The following is a 15,092-nucleotide window of genomic DNA, read 5'->3' as shown; positions in this document are numbered from 1 at the left end:
AGGTTTTGTGATGCCGACGAACAATCGCACTTCAGAAGCAGGCGCTGACGATTCCGAACAACCCAGGCTCGCCACGGTGTGGCCGGGAACTCCCTATCCGCTGGGAGCCGCCTACGACGGCGCCGGCACCAACTTCTCGTTGTTCTCCGAGATCGCCGAGAAGGTCGAACTGTGCCTGATCGACGACGACGGCAAACGCGAGTCCCGGATCCCGCTGGACGAGGTCGACGGGTTCGTCTGGCATGCCTATCTGCCCAACATCGCCCCGGGCCAGCGTTACGGATTTCGCGTCTACGGCCCGTTCGACCCCTCGGCCGGGCATCGCTGCGACCCGAGCAAGCTGCTGCTCGACCCCTACGGGAAGGCCTTTCACGGCGACTTCAACTTCGACCAGGCGCTGTACTCCTACGACCTGAAAGCCGTCGACCCCGACGCACCCGATGACGTCAGCGCCGACCCGGGGACCCCCCCGAGGGTCGACTCGTTGGGCCACACCATGACGAGCGTGGTGATCAACCCGTTCTTCGACTGGGCCTATGACCGGTCCCCCAACACCCCGTACCACGAGACGGTCATCTACGAGGCCCACGTCAAGGGGATGACGCAGACCCATCCCAACGTCCCCGACGAACTGCGCGGCACCTACGCCGGACTGGCCCACCCGGCGGTCATCGACCACCTGCAGTCGCTCAACGTCACCGCCATCGAGCTGATGCCCGTGCACCAATTCATGCACGACTCGCGGCTGCTGGACCTGGGATTGCGAAACTACTGGGGCTACAACACGTTCGGGTTCTTCGCCCCGCACAACGAGTACGCGGCCAACCGCAAGGCCAGCGTCCCCGAGTTCAAGGCCATGGTGCGCGCCTTCCACGAGGCCGGTATCGAGGTCATCCTCGACGTGGTGTACAATCACACCGCCGAGGGCAACCACCTGGGCCCGACCATCAACTTCCGCGGCATCGACAACGCCGCCTACTACCGGCTGGTCGACACCGACCTGCGGTTGTACAAGGACTACACGGGCACCGGCAACAGTCTCAACGCCCGCCACCCGCATGTGCTGCAGCTGATCATGGACTCGTTGCGCTACTGGGTGACCGAGATGCACGTCGACGGGTTCCGCTTCGACCTGGCCGCCACCCTGGCCCGCGAGCTGCACGACGTCGACCGGCTGAGCGCGTTCTTCGACCTGGTGCAGCAGGATCCGATCGTCAGCCAGGTCAAATTGATCGCGGAGCCGTGGGACGTCGGCGAGGGCGGGTACCAGGTCGGCAACTTCCCTGGTTTGTGGACCGAGTGGAACGGGAAGTATCGCGATACTGTGCGTGACTACTGGCGGGGCGAGCCCGCAACCCTGGGTGAGTTCGCGTCCCGGCTGACCGGCTCCTCGGACCTCTACGAGGCGACCGGCCGGCGCCCCAGCGCCAGCATCAACTTCGTCACCGCCCACGACGGTTTCACGTTGGCCGACCTGGTCTCCTACAACGAGAAACACAACCTGGCCAACGGCGAGGACAACCGGGACGGGGAGAGCCACAACCGCTCGTGGAACTGCGGCGCGGAGGGGCCCACCGACGACCCCGACGTCCGGGAGCTGCGCCGCCGCCAGATGCGCAACTTCTGGGCCACGCTGATGGTCAGCCAGGGCACGCCGATGATCGCCCACGGCGACGAGTTGGGCCGCAGCCAGAACGGCAACAACAACGTGTACTGCCAGGACTCCGAATTGTCGTGGATGGACTGGTCATTGGCCGAGAAGAACTCGGATCTGCTGGCGTTCGCGCGCAAGGTCACCACGTTGCGCAAGCAACACCCGGTGTTTCGCCGGCGGCGGTTCTTCGAAGGCGAACCGATCCGCAGCGCCGACGAATTGCACGACATCGCCTGGCTCACGCCCGACGGCCGGGAGATGACCCACGAGGACTGGGGCAAACCCCTGCACAAGTGCGTGGCGGTGTTCCTCAACGGCGAGGCCATCACCTCACCCGACGCACGCGGCGAACGAGTCGTCGACGACTCGTTCCTGTTGTGCTTCAACGCGGACGAGCGAACGCTGGAGTTCGTCATGCCGCACGCCGACTACGCCCAGGAGTGGACGGTGGAACTGGACACCAACGATCCCGTCGGCGAGGCCGACCAGGTCGTCAACGCCGAGGAGAAGATCACCGTGCCGTCCCGCTCGCTGCTGGTACTCCGCAAGACGTTGTGACGCATGGCTTTACCGGCCCTGGCCACCTACCGCTTGCAGTTGCGGGGTGAATCGAGCGGATTCGCGTTCACCTTCGCCGACGCCGAGAACCTCCTCGAGTACCTCGACGAGCTGGGCATTTCGCACCTGTACCTGTCCCCGATCACGACGGCGGTCCGCGGCTCCAGCCACGGCTACGACGTCGCCGACCCGACGGCGGTCTCGCCCGAACTCGGCGGCCCCGAGGGGCTGGCACGACTGGCCGCGGCGGCCCGGGAGCGCGGGCTGGGACTGATCGTCGACATCGTGCCCAACCACGTGGGCATCGACCAACCCGAGCAGAACCCGTGGTGGTGGGACGCGTTGCGGCACGGTCGCTCGTCGCCGTACGCGGCGTTCTTCGACATCGACTGGGACCTGGACGAGGACGGCCGGATCGTGTTGCCCGTCTTGGGTTCCGACGAGGACGCCGCCGCGCTGCAAGTCGACGGCGACGTGCTGCGGCTGGGCGACCTGGCGTTCCCGATCGCGCCCGGCACCGCGGCTGGCACCGGCCCCGAGGTGCACGATCGTCAGCACTACCGGCTGGTGGGCTGGCGCAACGGCCTCTGCGGCTATCGGCGGTTCTTCTCGATCACCTCCCTGGCCGGACTGCGCCAGGAGGATCCCGCGGTGTTCGACGCCGGCCATGCCGAGGTCGCCCGCTGGTTCGCCGACGGACTCGTCGACGGCGTGCGGATCGACCACCCGGACGGATTGTCGGATCCCGGTGGCTACCTGACCCGGCTGCGCGCCCTCGTCGGCCCCGACGCCTGGATCGTCATCGAGAAGATCCTGGCTCCCGACGAGGCGCTCGAGCCCACGCTGCCGGTGGCCGGCACCACCGGCTACGACGTGCTGCGCGAGGTCGGCGGGGTCTTCGTCGACCCGGCGGGCGCCCCGGCGCTGACCGCGCTGGTCGAATCCGCGGGAGTGGACTACGAGGCGACGCCGGAGCTGCTGGCCGAACTCAAGTTCCGTTCGGCCACCCAGACTTTGGGCAGCGAGCTGCGCCGGCTGCGGCGCAGCGTCGTCGCCGCCGCCGGCGCCGATCATCCGCTGCTGCCCGACGCGGTGGCCACCCTGCTCAGCCACATCGGCGTCTACCGCTCCGACTATCCGGGGCTGGCCGCGATCATGCCGACGGCGCTGGCCGAAACGCAGGCGGCCGCACCGCACCTGGGCCCCGCGCTGGAGGTGCTGGCCGCGGCGCTGGCGCGCGGCGGCGAACCGGCGACCCGGCTGCAGCAGCTGTGCGGCGCGGTGACCGCCAAGGCGAGCGAGGACTGCCTCTTCTACCGCGACGCCCGGCTGGTGTCGCTCAACGAGGTGGGTGGGGAGCCTTCGCGGTTCGGTGTCGGCTCCGCGGAATTCCACCAGAGCGCCGCCACCCGCGCCCGGCTGTGGCCGCAGGCGATGACCACGCTGACCACCCACGACACCAAGCGCGGTGAGGACGTGCGCGCCCGCATCGGTGTGCTCTCGCAGGTGCCGTCGCTGTGGACCGAGTTCGTGGCCCGCTGGGAGGTCCTGGCCCCCTCCCCCGACGCGGCGACCGGACGATTCCTGTGGCAGAACATCTTCGGGGTGTGGCCGCTGCGCGGGGAGGTCACCGACGAGCTGCGGCAGCGCCTGCACGCCTACGCCGAGAAGGCGATCAGGGAGGCGTCGTTGCGCACCTCCTGGAACGACCCGGACGCCGAGTTCGAGGACGCGGTGCACCGCTGGCTGGACACCGTGCTCGACGGCCCGGTCGCCGGCCAGCTGACCGAGCTTGTCGCGCAACTGGACTCGCACGCCGCGAGCGACGCGCTGGGCCAGAAGCTGCTCGCGCTCACCGTGCCCGGGGTGCCCGACATCTACCAGGGCACCGAGTTGTGGGACGACAGCCTCGTCGACCCGGACAACCGCCGCCCGGTCGACTACGCCGCCCGCCGGTCCGCCCTGCGGGAGCTACAGCATCCCAAGCTGCGGGTGGTGACCACGGCGCTGCGGTTGCGTCGTGCCCATCCGGGGTGCTTCCTGCGCGGCGGCTACACGCCGGTGCTGGCCGACGGCGAGGCCGCCGAGCACATCGTGGCGTTCCGCCGCGGCGAGGACATCGTGGTCGCGGTGACCCGCTGGACGGTGCGGCTGGCCGAGAAGGGTTGGGGCAACACCGTGCTGCCGCTTCCCGACGGGACCTGGAAGGACACGCTCACCGGCGCCGTCGCCGACGGCCCGACCGCGGCCGCCCAGCTGTTCGCGGACCTGCCCGTCGTGCTGCTGGAGCGGCACCATGACTGAATTCCGGGTCTGGGCACCCAAACCGGAGCTGGTCCGGCTCGACGTCGACGGCCGGGTGCACCCGATGACGCGCTCGAAGGACGGCTGGTGGCACACCACCGTCGAGACGGCCCCGGACGCCCGCTACGGCTACCTGCTCGACGACGACACCACCGTGCTGCCCGACCCGCGTGCACCCCGCCAACCCGACGGGGTGCACGAGCGCTCACAGTTGTGGGACCCGGCCGCGGCCGCCTGGACCGACTCGGGCTGGTCCGGGCGGCCCCTGGCGGGGGCGGTGATCTACGAGCTGCACGTCGGCACCTTCACCGCCGCCGGCACCTTCGATGCGGCCATCGAACGCCTCGACTACCTGGTCGATCTCGGGGTCGGCTTCGTCGAGCTGATGCCCGTCAACTCCTTCGCCGGCACCCACGGCTGGGGCTACGACGGCGTGCTGTGGTACAGCGTGCACGAACCCTACGGCGGTCCCGACGGCCTGGTCCGGTTCGTCGACGCCTGCCACGCGCGGGGTTTGGGCGTGCTGATCGACGCGGTGTTCAACCACCTGGGCCCGTCGGGAAACTACCTGCCGCGGTTCGGCCCGTATCTGTCGTCGGGCAGCAACCCGTGGGGCGAGGGCATCAACATCGCCGACGCCGATTCCGACGAGGTGCGCCGCTACATCATCGGGTGCGCGCTGCGGTGGATGCGCGACTTTCACGCCGACGGGCTGCGGCTAGACGCCGTGCACGCGCTGGTCGACACCACCGCCATCCACATCCTGGAGGAAATGGCCACCGAAACCGATTGGCTGTCAGAGCGGTTGGGCCGCCCGCTGTCGCTGGTCGCCGAGAGCGACCTCAACGACCCGCGGCTGATCACCACCCGGGATCGCGGCGGGTACGGGATCACCGCGCAATGGGCCGACGACATCCATCACGCCATCCACACCGCGGTATCCGGCGAGAGGCAGGGCTACTACGCCGATTTCGGCTCGCTGGCCACGCTGGCGCACACGCTGCGGCACGGGTACTTCCACGCCGCGACGTATTCGTCGTTCCGGCACCGCCGCCATGGCCGCCCGCTGGACACGACGACCGTGCCGGCCACCCGGCTCCTCGCCTACACCTGCACGCACGACCAGGTCGGAAACCGGGGACTCGGGGATCGGCCGTCGCAGAACCTGACCGGTGGCCAGCTGGCGGTCAAGGCCGCCCTCGTCCTCGGGTCTCCCTACACGGCAATGCTTTTCATGGGCGAAGAATGGGGCGCCTCGACCCCGTTCCAGTTCTTCAGCTCCCATCCCGAACCGGAGCTGGCCGAGGCGACCCGGAAGGGACGCAGGGCCGAGTTCGCCGAGCACGGCTGGGACGCCGACGACATCCCCGACCCGCAGGATCCGCAGACGTTCCAGCGCTCCAAACTCGACTGGGACGAGGTCAACTCCGGCGAGCGCGCCCGCCTACACCGGGTGTATCGCGACTTGATCGCGTTGCGGCACGACCACCCCGACCTGGCCGATCCGTGGCTGGATCACCTCGCCGTCGACTACGACGAGGACGAACACTGGATCGTGTTGCGGCGCGGCCGGTTACGCATCGCGTGCAACCTGGCGGCCCGGCCGGTGGCGGTGCCGGTCACCGGCGAGGTCGTGCTGGCCTGGGGCGAACCGGCCGTCGACGCCGAGCGCACCGTGCTCGAGGGCAATTCCTTCGCCATCATCTCCACGGCCGAGCAGGCGTAAAAGCCCCCTCAACGACGCCGTTTCGGGTACTTCTGCGTCTGCTCGCGCAGCCTAGGAGCGTGGGTCAGTATTGGGATTTGAAGAAACCCGCAAAATCGCGAGGGCCTGAGATCGCCGCTGACGAACGAAAACAGGCCGGTCCACCAAATCTAGCCAGCGCGGATTCCGAAGTTTCACCTGCGGAACCCGCGATTGGGATTACTGACCCACGCTCCTAGGGCGCCGCCGCTACTACGACTTGGCGTACCGGCGAACGACCTGGGCCTCGCTGAACGTGCTCGCGTGCTGCCGGCCGTTGTCGTCCTGGCCGAAGAACGTCCACTGCTTGGGACTCTTCTGCGGCTCGCCGATCATCTTCACCTTGAAGGGCAGATGACTGGGCTCGATCGTGCCGATGGTGTCGCCGACCCGGATCTGGGAGGGATGGATCTCGGGTGCGTCCATCCAGTTCTGCACGGTCATATCGTTCGTCCTTTCTCACCAAGAGTTGAGGGCGACATTGCCCGTCGCCTATCAAGAGGGAATTCGTCTCGCACACCCGCCGGGCCCGTCTCCGCGGTGCATGGGATCGCTGTCAATCGGCCACGGCCGCTTCGGCAGGAGCACCGCGCTCATCCGGCCAGCGCTGGCCGCAACGCGCGCTTGCCGTGCGGGCCGCCCGCATGATGTCTGCGCCGGTCCGGAATTCTTGGCTTTCGCGTTCCACGCGCGCTACGGGCAGGGCGGCCGCCTGCCGCAACACCATCGTCGCCAGAGCGGCCGAGGTCCTGCACGGCACCACCAGGACGTTGGCGCAGGCCCGGCTACCGACGACCACCATCAGCCGCTGGCGCCCGACGGCCCGGCCGCCGTCGCCGACCCGAAGGCGGTTCAGCGCGTCCAGGTCCGGGGAGCTTTCCAGCGACGACCAGTTGACACTGATGTCGATGATCTCCCCCAGACGGGCGGACAGCGCACCGACCAGTTCGGGCAGCTCGGCCGCGATCGAGGAGGTGTGCGGCCACCACGCCCCGTCGATGGGCGAACCCAGTTCGGCGGCCAGGGCGATACGCACCGGGCTGGCCAGGCGCCGGCCACGCACGCCCCGGTTCATGGTGCCGAGATCGTCGAGACCGGAGCGCGAGTCGGCGCTGCCGCCAGGCGACCCGCACGTGACGCACGTTGATCCATCGACGATCCCTTCGCTTCCGGCCGAACCGGGCATATGAACGTGAGGATCGACAAACAAAGTCAGTCGTAGACCACGATTTCGGTTGTACCGGTAGGCACTCCCGAGATTCACGTCGGCTTATGTCAAGCTCAAGGTCGAGACTACACCCTCACACGGCGAAATCGCGTTGGTTGAGCTATCACGGATGCCCACGTGCCCGCAACTGCCGCCGGGCGTGCGTGTCTGCACGGCGACACGCCGCGAAGCGCGTACATATGCGCACGCTCGCGCCCGGAAGCGGCGGGCTACAACAGGTAGCGGTAAGCGGGTGAACCCGGCGCCAGCGGCTCGACGTGGATCTCGGTGGCCCGCATCCGGGCCAGCAGCCCGTCCAGGTCGGCGGCCGAGCCCAGTTCGATGCCGACCAGCGCCTCACCGGTCTCGCGGTTGTTGCGCTTGACGTACTCGAACAGGGTGATGTCGTCGTTGGGCCCGAGCACCTCGTCGAGGAAACGGCGCAGCGCACCGGGCTCCTGCGGGAAGTCCACCAGGAAGTAGTGCTTGAGCCCGAGGTGGACCAGCGAGCGCTCCAGTACCTCGCCGTAGCGCGAGACGTCGTTGTTGCCGCCCGAGATCAGGCACACCACAGTGGATCCGGGTTCGACGTCGGCTTCCAGCAGCCCGGCAACCGCCAGCGCGCCCGCCGGCTCGGCGATGATGCCCTCGTTCTGATAGAGGTCCAGCATCGCGGTGCACACGGCCCCCTCGTCCACCGCGGTGATCGACACCATGTCACCGGCCGCGGCCAGCGCCGCGTAGGTGAGCGCACCCGCGCGCCGCACCGCGGCACCGTCGACGAACTGGTCGACATGATCGAGCTCGACCGGCTCGCCGGCGGCCAGCGCGGCCATCATGGCCGCGGCCCCGGCCGGCTCGACGCCCAGCACCGCCGTGTTCGTCGTCCGCTCGGCCAGGTAGGTGGTGATGCCGGCGATGCATCCGCCACCGCCCACCGGGACCACCACCAGGTCGGGTTCCCCGCCGAGCTCGTCGAGTTGCGCGAGGAGTTCGACGGCGATCGTGCCCTGCCCGGCCATAGTCCGCGCGTCGTCGTACGGCGGCACCAGGGTGGCGCCGGTGCGGGCGACATCGGCCAGCGCCGCCTCGGCCGCGAGGTCGTAGGTCGACCCGCCCACGATCAGCTCGATGAACTCACCGCCGTGGTAGCGGATCCGGTCCCGCTTCTGCTTGGGGGTCTTGGCGGGGACGTAGACGCGGCCGCGCACGCCCAGCCTCCGGCACGCATAGGCGAAACCCTGCGCGTGGTTGCCGGCCGAGGAACACACCACCCCGGCGGCCAGCTCCTCGTCGGAGAGCTGCACCAGCAGGTTGTAGGCGCCGCGGATCTTGTAGGACCGCACGATCTGCAGGTCTTCGCGCTTGAGATAGACCCGGGCGCCGGTGATCGCCGACAGCCGATCGCTGAGCTGCAGGGGCGTGGGCGTGACCACCGGGGCGATCCGCTTGGCCGCGCCGTCGACGTCAGCCGCGCACAGCGGTGACACGCTCGGGTTCTGGCTCACTTCGGCGGACACCGATCAATGGTGCCATGACCGCCCGGGCGGAGCGTCAGCCGACGGGGGTCAGCACGAACACCGGGATCTGGCGCTCGGTCTTCTTCTGGTAATCCGCGTAGTCGGGGTACGCCTCGACGGCACGCTCCCACCAGACGGCCTTTTCCTCGCCGAACACCTCGCGGGCGTCGTAGTCGCGGGTGACGGACCCGTCCTGCAGTTCCACCCGCGGGTTCTTCTTCACGTTGTAGTACCAGACCGGGTTCTTCGGCGCCCCACCGAGCGACGCGACGCAGGCGTACTCGCCGTCGTGCTCCACGCGCATCAGCGGCGTCTTGCGCAGCTTGCCCGTCTTGGCTCCCACGGTGGTCAGCAAGATGATGGGCATGCCCCGCAAATCGGCGGCTTCGGTCCCACCGGACTCGGCGAACTTCTCCGCTTGTTCGCGAGACCAATCCCAGGGCGACGGTTCGTACTCTCCGGTAAGTGGCATGCCCGCCATTTTACGGCGGTGGCGCCCCGGAAGACTCGCGGCGGCGCCGCCGGGGATCAGGGCCGGTGCGGGGTCGCCAGACCCTGCCGAATCCCCTGCTCGATCTCGTTCTGCAGATCCGGGCTGCCGGCCGAAGCCGTTTCGTGGCAGCTACAGCCCAGGACGGCGAACGGGTTGGGGTCGGCGCGGGCCGGTTCTGCCGCCACAACGCAGACCATGAAAGCGACTGCGGCGCTGAGCAGTTTTCTGGTGGCCCCAGACCACTTCGGGTTCGCGACCGATATCGCGCCGTCCGTCCCGGCCGAAACCCGATCACGCGCAACCCTTCTCGGCAGATGCCCGATCCGCCCGCTCACTTGTCCTCCGGGTTGAGCGCGCGGAACACCAGGCCCGCGCCGGCGCCGGCGATCGCCTGGGCAACCAGGTAGCTCAGCGTCGACCAGGCGAACAGGCCCATCGCGGCACCCCCGACGACCACGGCCGGGTTGAAGGCGCCGCCGGATACCCCGCCCACGGCCACCGCGCCCACCAGCACGGTGGCGCCGATGGCCAGACCGTAGAAGGAGTTGTCCGGGTGGTCCTTGCTGGTCGCCACGTTGAGCACGATGCTCACGCAACTCGGCGCCGATGTGCGGGTCGAACTGCGCCTCGCCGACCAACTGGGCATACGCCCTTCCGGACCTGCTTCTGTAGAAGCGGATCATACCCCGCAGTGTGCGGCGCAAATCCTCACGCGCACAACCAGTATCGGGATCCGACGATTCCGTGGCCATCTCGGACAGAAAGGCATCGACGGCGACCGCGTACTTGTTCGACCACCACTTGTAGATCGTCGCCTTGCTCACCCCGCTGCGGGCCGCGATCTCGTCGGTCGTCATGGCCCGCAGCCCAACCTCGTTGAGCAACGCGGATGCCGCAGCCAGCACGGCCACCCGCGACGGCTCACTGCGGGGACGGCCGGGACGGCCTGCGGCGCGGTCAGCCACGTATCACCCCATGCACACCCACATAGCGAACTAAACGTTCAGTATGTCGGCGACAATAGCAGGGACCGGCACCGCGCAGGCGCTTCAGAGCCTGTCCGCCTCGCGAGCCATGAGGGAGCGCTCGAGATATCCGCAGCGCGCCGAGCAGCCGGTGCGCGGCGGGCGCGCAACTCCCCCGGGCGTCAGGAGGGCACGACGCATCGACACGACCACAACGCGCAGGGCGTCCGAGCAGCGGCGACCCGAGCACATCGGGGCACCCTGCCGGCGCCGCAGCGGCACTGCCACCGACGCGCCGGAGACGACTTCTCTGGTACCTGTCGCCATGGCTTGCTTCCTTCACTCGTCGGCCCGGGGCCCGGGGCGCAAAGCACGGTGCTACGGCCTCAGGCGGTACCAATGCGGATACCCGCGGGGGTATTCCTCATAGTGATGGGGATCACAGCACGATTCGGGAATTTCAGCCGATTCGACAGCCGCCCACAGGCGTTACGCCGCGTGGCGCAGCGCGAAAGCTGCGATCAACCGCCGGGCCGCCCGGAGGCCCTTCCGCGCGGCGAGGCGCCGGCTATCGCGTCCGCGCCAGTTCCGCGATCTCGTTGACTCGCCTTGTCGCCGTGGCGATCTCGTCGGCGAACTGCTGACGGCGCTTGGCGAGGTCGGCTCCGTCGGGGTCCCCCGAGCCGTCGACGAGCTCGCGGTACCGCGCCAACCGCAGGGCGGTCTTGAACAGCTCCATCGACCCCGACTCGGCGCTGGCGATGCGGCGCTGCAGCTCCCACTGCTTGCCCACCTCGAGGCACTCTGCGAGAAAGGTTTCCTCGTCGAAGGATTCGTCCTCGTAGGCGGCGAGCCGGTCGGCCACGATGTGGTAGGCGTCCAGGAACGGGCGCAACACCAGATGCGCCAGCAGCACGTCGGCCGACTCCAGCAGCCGCCGCACGTCGGCGGCGCGATAGGTCTGGGTCGTGTCCACGGGGGCCAGCAGGCGGATCTCGTCGGCCAGCTCCCTCTCGAATTGCGTGCGCCCGGAGAACAGGAACTCGAACTTGAGCAGTTCGCGCAGGCGCAACGCCTCGTCGCGCACGGTCGCCGGCGCGACCGACTCTCCGCCCTCGCAGGCCGCGACCAGCGCCATCTCGGCGACGGCCCGGTCGACCAGGATGTGGATGGCGGTGTTGCGGTAGAACGCCGCGACCAGGTGCTGGTGGGGTCCGATGCCCCAGACCGCCTCGGTGCCGGCGTCGTAGACGCTGACCACTCCGGAAGCGACGAGCTGGTGCAGGGTCCATCGGATCGTCGAGCGGTTGGTCAGGTCCGCCGCGCCGGCCACCGCCCAGTTGCGCGCGGCGATGTAGTTCGCCAGCGGCTGCACGGTGGCCAGCACCTCGCTGATCGACAGCGAGCGGTCCGCCCCGAGCAGGGCGAGGCTGACCACCGCGGTCGGAGTCACCGGGGTCGCCCGGTTGATGCGGTGTTCCGCGTCCAGGGCGATGCGTTCGATCTCGGTCCCGGTGCCCGACTCGTCGCCGCGCAGTTCCTCGAGCCGCTTGCGCAGCGGCAACGGCTCGCCGAAGTCCAGGTAGGCCCGGCCCAGCCGGTGGCCCTGCTGGCGCGCGAGGCGGACCAGGAAACGGAGATCCTCGGGACGTTTGGCGGCCCCGTAGGCCTCGGTGGTCATCGCCTCCACCTCGTGCAACTGGTCGTACACGATCGATGTCGGCACCAGATACACCTCGGGGCCGTCGATTTCGTCGACGGCGTCGGCGATGTAGCGCAGGATCCCGAACACCGGCGGGCGCAGCTTGCCGGTCCTGGTGCGGCCACCCTCGATCGACCAGGTCAGGTTGGCGTGGTTCTGCACGAGCTGCGCCGCGTAGGCGCGCAGCGCAAACCGGTAGACCGGAATGTCCTTGGTCTGGCGGCGGATGAAGATCGCGCCGGTGCGCTTGGCCCACGCACCCATCGGGAAGAAGTTCAGGTTGGCCCCGCCGAACGTCAGCGCCGGCGAGAGCCGATTGGCCACGATCACCTCGGGCAGCAGCATGCCGTCCAGGTAGGAGCGGTGTGAGAACGCGAATGCCAGAGTCGCCTTGCGGTCCAGCTTGCGCAGCTGGTCGATCTCGTCCTCGTCGACCAGCACGTCGTAGGCGCGCATCAGCCAGCGGCTGAACCCGCGCCAGGCCTGCACGGCGCGTTCGTCCAGGGAGGCCGCCATCTCCCGCAGGTAGCCGGCGGCCTCGGCGCGCACGGCGCCGGGATCGCGCCCGAGCTCGGCCGCCAGCGCGCTCAGCCGCTCGTCGTACCAGCGCGCCCGCAGCAGCTGGCTCACCTCCGTCGGGTCGGTAGCCAACGGGACACTCGATTCGCCTTTGATGCCGGTGCGCTGCAGCGCCTTTCGCACACCCACGCGGCCGAGTGCGCGCGCGGTCACCGCCGCTCCCGGATCGTCGTCGCCGTCGTCACAACGGTGAGCGTACGTCGGCGATCGGCGCCGTGGAACACATCACGGGATTTGCCGAAGGCGGTCGGGTCAGCCTCCGGGACGCCACAGCTGCAGCGTGGAGGTCACCCCGGCGGGCAGCTCCAGCAGCTCGATGGGGGTGTCGTCGGGGTCGTAGATGAAGAACATCCGCACTCCCCCGATGTCGACGGGCGGGTCCGCCCGGACCTCGGGGTGGTCGCGCCGGACGGATTCGTAGGCGGCGTCGAGGTTCTCGACCCGAAACGACATGTTGGTGTAGCCCAGGTGCGGGCCGCTGGGCGTGCCCGGCACGGCGCCCAGCGACAACAGCTCGACCATCGCCCCGCCGATCAGGCCGCCGACCATGCGGCCCCGCTGCGCGGCCCCGCCGGTCACCGCGTCCAGAGCGGCCCCTTCGAGCGCGACGTCGAACACGACGTCCATGCCCAGCACGGCGGTGTAGAACGCCATGGAGGCCTCGATGTCGGAGACACCCACGCAGACGTGGGAGAAGTCCTGCACGGCGATGGGGGGCGGTTGGCTTCTCATGGGTTCTCCTCGCGCGGTCGGTGCGCAACATGTTATGCATCCGACCTGTTGCCTCGTGTCAAGATGCGCGCGAGGATTGATTCGTTGCCTCATTCGAGGATGCGCGCGTAACGGGGGCTTTTTTGGCCGGCCCGGCCTTGCTGGTGGTGATCGTGAGTAGCTCTGTGGTCAGGGCCTGGATCTGGCGTTGCACGGCGGCTGGGTTGATGCCGGTGTAGGTGTCGGCGAGGATCGCCTTGTCCTGGGCGCAGACCGCCTCGTGGCGCTCCGCGCGACGATGCGGGGTGGTGGCCTTGTCGTGTTTTTTGCTGACCTTCGCGCCGACACGGGTCTTCGAAACGAGTTTTTGCTGCGGGTAGAAGTAGTTGGTCAGCAGTGACTGCAATACCCAGATCTTGTTGAGCAGCAACAGTTCCGCGGTGGTGTCGTAACGGTGGTAGCCGACCACGGTGCGCACGATCGCCCAGTTCTTCTGCTCCACGTGGCAACCGTCGTTGGAGTTGCCTGGCCGTGAGCGGGTGAAGGTGATCTTCCGCTGCTCGCACCAGGCCAACAGGTGATGATTGATGAACTCACTTCCGTTGTCACTGTCTACGCCCAGGATCGGGAACGGCATGGCCTTCGCGATATCGTCCAACGCCGCGAGCACCCATTTACGGGCCTTGTTGGGCACGCTGCGGTTCTCGGTCCACCCGGTGGCGATGTCGGTGACGGTCAGCGTGTAAGCGTGCTCACCAGCGGCGTTGCCGCCCTCATGGCCGACCAGGTCGATCTCAACGAACCCGGGCACCGCGTCGTCCCAGTCCGCCCAGGTGCGGATCGGGATCTGGGATTTGAGCAGTGATCCCGGCTTGGTATGGCTGCGGCCCTTGAGCTCGTGGCGCTTGCGCTCGGGGGCCAGGCGGCGGTCGATGGTGGCCGCCGACATGCCCACCAGCAGCGCCGCGGTGTCGTCATCGATGATCAGCTCGCCGAACCGGCGCAAGATCGCCACCAACTCGTCGAGCATCGGCGCCAGTCGTTTGCCGGCGGGCATTCCCAGCACCGCCCAGCAGAACGTCAGCGCCGCAATAACTTTCGGCCCATACTTCGGTGGACGCGGCGCCCTGATCTTGACGACCTTCGGGCGCAGTGCATTCTTCAATGCCTTGCGTGCATGGTTGCGGTGCCAGCCGGTGGTAGCACACAACTCATCGAGGATCCGGCCCTTGCCGGCCTTGTCAGCTCGCGCGTAGCGGGTCGCGATCGCCTTCGTCACAGCCTTGCGTTGACTCACCGTCAGTCCCATCCTCTGGGCCTATCCAGCGATACATCTCCGGCCGGGTAGGCGCGCCGCACGCGCGCATTCTCAGCTGAGGCAACGAATGGGTCTACGCGCGCATTTTTGGTGAGTCAACGCGTCCGATTGACAGGCGAGCGCCCGGGAATACCATGCGACGATGGCGACGACGCTGATCACCGGTGCCGACGTGTGGGACGGGGTCTCCGAGCGGGCGGTGCCCCGACACATCCTGGTCGCCATGCCCGGGGATCCCTTCGCCGATATCGAGGTCACCGGTCGCGTCGACTTCGTCATGAAAGGCGGTGTGGTGCACAAGCATCCGTCGGCGGCATGACCCGCCGAGCGGGGAAAC

At 68.5% G+C, this 15,092-nt stretch carries 14 protein-coding genes and 1 pseudogene; 4 read left to right on the top strand and 11 right to left on the bottom strand.

Annotation, left to right across the window (positions count from 1 at the left end):
- Positions 1 to 10: 10 nt before the first annotated feature.
- The 3 genes from glgX to treZ are packed head-to-tail and all read left to right on the top strand — an operon-like array spanning position 11 to position 6,242.
- Positions 11 to 2,212 (top strand): glycogen debranching protein GlgX, encoded by a 2,202-nt coding sequence (gene glgX, locus ACJ512_RS12530; protein WP_407688629.1) that lies wholly within the window; start codon positions 11 to 13, stop codon positions 2,210 to 2,212.
- 3 nt (positions 2,213 to 2,215) lie between these two features.
- The gene (gene treY / locus ACJ512_RS12525) at positions 2,216 to 4,516 is read left to right on the top strand and encodes a malto-oligosyltrehalose synthase (RefSeq protein WP_407688628.1); all 2,301 of its coding nucleotides are present in this window, start codon (positions 2,216 to 2,218) and stop codon (positions 4,514 to 4,516) included.
- Positions 4,509 to 6,242: a malto-oligosyltrehalose trehalohydrolase gene (gene treZ, locus ACJ512_RS12520; protein ID WP_407688627.1), complete on the top strand. Its 1,734-nt coding sequence runs from the start codon at positions 4,509 to 4,511 to the stop codon at positions 6,240 to 6,242. The genes treY and treZ overlap by 8 nt, the downstream gene beginning before the upstream one ends.
- Before the next feature lie 231 nt (positions 6,243 to 6,473).
- On the opposite strand, the gene ACJ512_RS12515 is transcribed toward treZ, so the two are convergent.
- The 11 genes and pseudogenes from ACJ512_RS12515 to ACJ512_RS12465 form a co-directional block, all read right to left on the bottom strand.
- Positions 6,474 to 6,704, bottom strand: coding sequence for a hypothetical protein (locus ACJ512_RS12515; protein ID WP_407688626.1), 231 nt, complete (start codon positions 6,702 to 6,704; stop codon positions 6,474 to 6,476).
- A 112-nt stretch (positions 6,705 to 6,816) separates the two neighbouring features.
- Positions 6,817 to 7,335 (bottom strand): DUF5994 family protein, encoded by a 519-nt coding sequence (locus tag ACJ512_RS12510; protein ID WP_407688625.1) that lies wholly within the window; start codon positions 7,333 to 7,335, stop codon positions 6,817 to 6,819.
- Between the two features lie 362 nt (positions 7,336 to 7,697).
- On the bottom strand, positions 7,698 to 8,987 hold the full coding sequence (ilvA, locus tag ACJ512_RS12505) for a threonine ammonia-lyase (protein WP_407688624.1): 1,290 nt from the start codon (positions 8,985 to 8,987) through the stop codon (positions 7,698 to 7,700).
- A gap of 34 nt (positions 8,988 to 9,021) precedes the next feature.
- Complete coding sequence (locus ACJ512_RS12500) at positions 9,022 to 9,459, bottom strand: nitroreductase family deazaflavin-dependent oxidoreductase (RefSeq protein ID WP_407688623.1); 438 nt, start codon at positions 9,457 to 9,459, stop codon at positions 9,022 to 9,024.
- A 56-nt stretch (positions 9,460 to 9,515) separates the two neighbouring features.
- Complete coding sequence (locus ACJ512_RS12495; RefSeq protein ID WP_407688633.1) at positions 9,516 to 9,665, bottom strand: hypothetical protein; 150 nt, start codon at positions 9,663 to 9,665, stop codon at positions 9,516 to 9,518.
- 146 nt (positions 9,666 to 9,811) lie between these two features.
- Positions 9,812 to 10,054 (bottom strand): aquaporin, encoded by a 243-nt coding sequence (locus tag ACJ512_RS12490; protein ID WP_407688622.1) that lies wholly within the window; start codon positions 10,052 to 10,054, stop codon positions 9,812 to 9,814.
- 58 nt (positions 10,055 to 10,112) lie between these two features.
- A pseudogene (locus tag ACJ512_RS12485) lies at positions 10,113 to 10,385 on the bottom strand (TetR/AcrR family transcriptional regulator); the annotation flags it as partial.
- Positions 10,386 to 10,529: 144 nt separating this feature from the next.
- A complete protein-coding gene (locus ACJ512_RS12480) occupies positions 10,530 to 10,772 on the bottom strand; it encodes a hypothetical protein (protein ID WP_407688621.1) in 243 nt (80 codons plus the stop codon).
- Between the two features lie 241 nt (positions 10,773 to 11,013).
- The gene (locus ACJ512_RS12475) at positions 11,014 to 12,879 is read right to left on the bottom strand and encodes a lysophospholipid acyltransferase (RefSeq protein ID WP_407688620.1); all 1,866 of its coding nucleotides are present in this window, start codon (positions 12,877 to 12,879) and stop codon (positions 11,014 to 11,016) included.
- A 99-nt stretch (positions 12,880 to 12,978) separates the two neighbouring features.
- A complete protein-coding gene (locus ACJ512_RS12470; RefSeq protein ID WP_407688619.1) occupies positions 12,979 to 13,458 on the bottom strand; it encodes a VOC family protein in 480 nt (159 codons plus the stop codon).
- Positions 13,459 to 13,516: 58 nt separating this feature from the next.
- Positions 13,517 to 14,746, bottom strand: a complete 1,230-nt coding sequence (locus ACJ512_RS12465) for a transposase family protein (protein ID WP_407689821.1) — start codon at positions 14,744 to 14,746, stop codon at positions 13,517 to 13,519.
- Between the two features lie 151 nt (positions 14,747 to 14,897).
- Here ACJ512_RS12465 and ACJ512_RS12460 point away from each other — a divergent pair, with 151 nt between their 5' ends.
- Complete coding sequence (locus tag ACJ512_RS12460; protein ID WP_407688368.1) at positions 14,898 to 15,074, top strand: hypothetical protein; 177 nt, start codon at positions 14,898 to 14,900, stop codon at positions 15,072 to 15,074.
- Positions 15,075 to 15,092 lie beyond the last annotated feature (18 nt).

The organism is Mycobacterium cajalii, assembly GCF_045809005.2.
In the GTDB taxonomy this organism is placed as follows: Bacteria; Actinomycetota; Actinomycetes; order Mycobacteriales; family Mycobacteriaceae; genus Mycobacterium.
This window is presented reverse-complemented; position numbering and strand designations above follow the sequence as displayed.

Excerpts from the sequence above, each read along its gene's own strand:
- glgX (WP_407688629.1), top strand. The coding sequence starts at position 11 with ATGCCGACGAACAATCGCACTTCAGAAGCAGGCGCTGACGATTCCGAA.
- treY (WP_407688628.1), top strand. The coding sequence starts at position 2,216 with ATGGCTTTACCGGCCCTGGCCACCTACCGCTTGCAGTTGCGGGGTGAA.
- treZ (WP_407688627.1), top strand. The coding sequence starts at position 4,509 with ATGACTGAATTCCGGGTCTGGGCACCCAAACCGGAGCTGGTCCGGCTC.
- ACJ512_RS12515 (WP_407688626.1), bottom strand. The coding sequence starts at position 6,704 with ATGACCGTGCAGAACTGGATGGACGCACCCGAGATCCATCCCTCCCAG.
- ACJ512_RS12510 (WP_407688625.1), bottom strand. The coding sequence starts at position 7,335 with ATGAACCGGGGCGTGCGTGGCCGGCGCCTGGCCAGCCCGGTGCGTATC.
- ACJ512_RS12500 (WP_407688623.1), bottom strand. The coding sequence starts at position 9,459 with ATGCCACTTACCGGAGAGTACGAACCGTCGCCCTGGGATTGGTCTCGC.
- ACJ512_RS12480 (WP_407688621.1), bottom strand. The coding sequence starts at position 10,772 with ATGGCGACAGGTACCAGAGAAGTCGTCTCCGGCGCGTCGGTGGCAGTG.
- ACJ512_RS12470 (WP_407688619.1), bottom strand. The coding sequence starts at position 13,458 with ATGAGAAGCCAACCGCCCCCCATCGCCGTGCAGGACTTCTCCCACGTC.
- ACJ512_RS12465 (WP_407689821.1), bottom strand. The coding sequence starts at position 14,746 with ATGGGACTGACGGTGAGTCAACGCAAGGCTGTGACGAAGGCGATCGCG.
- ACJ512_RS12460 (WP_407688368.1), top strand. The coding sequence starts at position 14,898 with ATGGCGACGACGCTGATCACCGGTGCCGACGTGTGGGACGGGGTCTCC.